1 protein-coding gene and 2 pseudogenes are annotated in these 2,183 nt (G+C 31.4%); 2 read left to right on the forward strand and 1 reads right to left on the reverse strand.

Features of this window, described 5'->3' with window-relative positions; all coding sequences use genetic code 11:
• Positions 1-399: 399 nt before the first annotated feature.
• Positions 400-492: pseudogene (locus BPMYX0001_RS34370) on the forward strand (class I SAM-dependent methyltransferase); the annotation flags it as partial.
• A gap of 531 nt (positions 493-1,023) precedes the next feature.
• Entirely contained in the window at positions 1,024-1,698 is a 675-nt protein-coding gene (locus tag BPMYX0001_RS27835; protein ID WP_006097500.1) for a hypothetical protein, read from the forward strand.
• Positions 1,699-2,024: 326 nt separating this feature from the next.
• Here BPMYX0001_RS27835 and BPMYX0001_RS27840 read toward each other — a convergent pair.
• Positions 2,025-2,183 (reverse strand): annotated as a pseudogene (locus BPMYX0001_RS27840) (AbrB/MazE/SpoVT family DNA-binding domain-containing protein); the annotation flags it as partial.

The following is a 2,183-nucleotide window of genomic DNA, read 5'->3' on the forward strand; positions in this document are numbered from 1 at the left end:
ACTTATATTCAGTATAACAGAGTACTAAGGTAAATTTTTACTGAATAGCTTTTGGGAAATCACACTATTCAGTATTACTTATTACATGTATATTGTATCACCGAGTAGAAGGTGTCAACTATTTTTCTTAAAAATATTTTTGCAACCTCACTATTCAGTGTGACCTACTACAGGTATATCGTAACACGCAGTAGATGAACTGTCAACTGGATTTTCTAAATATTTTTAAAACCAGCTATCTTCATTGGATACAGCCGATTTTCTTTACGGAGCTTTTACTTCCTCCTATGCTTCTTTCACAATGATTATACCGCGGATCATCCCCATCCAGCAGCTGTACATTTAGGTTCCCGGTTTCTCTGGTGTGAAAACGATGAGGTTTTCTCCTACTTCCAGTGACCAATTCCTTCCGAAGAAATGTTAAAGAGTATTCCCGAAATGAAAGAAGAACTTCGTAGACCTATGTTCTTAATAATCTCAGCAGAAAAGTAAATGTTTATTATGCGTTCCTGCACGATGTGGGGACGTTTTTTCTTTTTGGGTTCACGGGAGCTTAGTAAAATAACTGCGGATTATTAATGTAACTCCTTCGCGTTCTTCACTTTTCCACTATCGAGCGCGATTATGAAATAACTCTTAGATTTAAACAACTTTATTGTTATATTTTTAAGTGCGGTGAAGTAATCTACATCAAAAATTAAATAACTTTATTGTCACTCTACAAATAAAAAAACTTGATTTTTTTACACTAAGCAGAATAATCAAGGTTTTTACTTCCAAAAAATATCTTAGCCTATAAAATTCGTGTTTCTTTATTTTTTTGTATATCGTAGATATGGAAAAAAATAAAGCTTATGGCCCGTTTTTACACGTATCTCGGCTGAACCCCGTATACATCTGAAGTTTACATAACCCCACTTCTCGGTAGCTAAGTTCTATTAATAATCCAAAAGGATTTATGAAATAAAAAGATGAAAATATATTTAAATACAAATTCTATCTAAAGAAAGGTGATAAGAAAAAATGGAATATCTAACAGTCCCTGAGCTTTTTTTCTTACTATCTGTAGATGATGATACTCAAACTATACAACCTCCTTTACAATCAAATATAGAAATATTCATTATAATAAACATATTGCTAGAACTTTACCTTCAAAAGTATATTTATATAGATCATAAATTTATTGTACATAGGACTAGTAAGTCATCTGATATCCCTTATTTACAACATACCTTAGATTTAACACAACATTTAGATGACAATCACAATATAAGAATGTGGATACTAACAATTTGCGGAAAACAACGATCAAGTCACAAACTATATAATTCTGTTTTAGATTGTATACAGCGAAAAAAACAAATAAAAGTAATTGAAAGACGAATATTAGGTTTATCATTTCAAAAACGTTACATATGTCTTCAAACCAAAGAGCAAATCCTTACATTCTTACGAAAAAGAGCTTCAAAAGGAGGAACACAATACTTATCTATGTTAACCCTTTTCCTAGCCATGGATTTGAACAAACTTTTAAAAGATACAATGTTTCAAAATGATTATGAATATCTAATTCAATTAGAAGAATACAATAAACAATTATCTGAAATTAAATTCATACAAAAGCTAATAACAAACATTAAAAAGACTTTGCCTACCCTTTTAATATGGAAACATGCCCCATTTTCAGGTATGTAAAAAAGGGAAACCTCTGATTATCTAAATCAGAGGTTTCTTATAGTTCACATAACCCATCGTTATCAGTAGTCAATAATGAATAGAATTTTCGTTTTGGGGGTGTTTTTCTTTTTTAGTCTAATGGGCATGTTGCCGTGCCCCTTTTTCGAATTTTATAGGTGTCTTTTTCAATATATTGAACCCAACGGCGTATTGTATGCGCCTTTTATAAGAAAAGGACAGGATTAGTTGTAGAGCTTTATTGGCATGTATTTGTTTTTATTAATAACTACGGTACGTGAATTTTTTTAGATATAACTTAAAAAAGCTCCCCTAAAAGGAGCCAATTATTTTACAAGATTCTTCTGTAATTCCTCTATTATAAGTTCTGCACCTGCTGGGCTTAGCGTAATCTTTCCGTCTGCTAAAGAAATATTTTTATCAGATACTTCTCCTGTTATTGCACAAGCACCATTCGCTTCATATTTTTTCAAGATAATCTTTTC

Source organism: Bacillus pseudomycoides DSM 12442 (assembly GCF_000161455.1).
In the GTDB taxonomy this organism is placed as follows: domain Bacteria; phylum Bacillota; class Bacilli; order Bacillales; family Bacillaceae_G; genus Bacillus_A; species Bacillus_A pseudomycoides.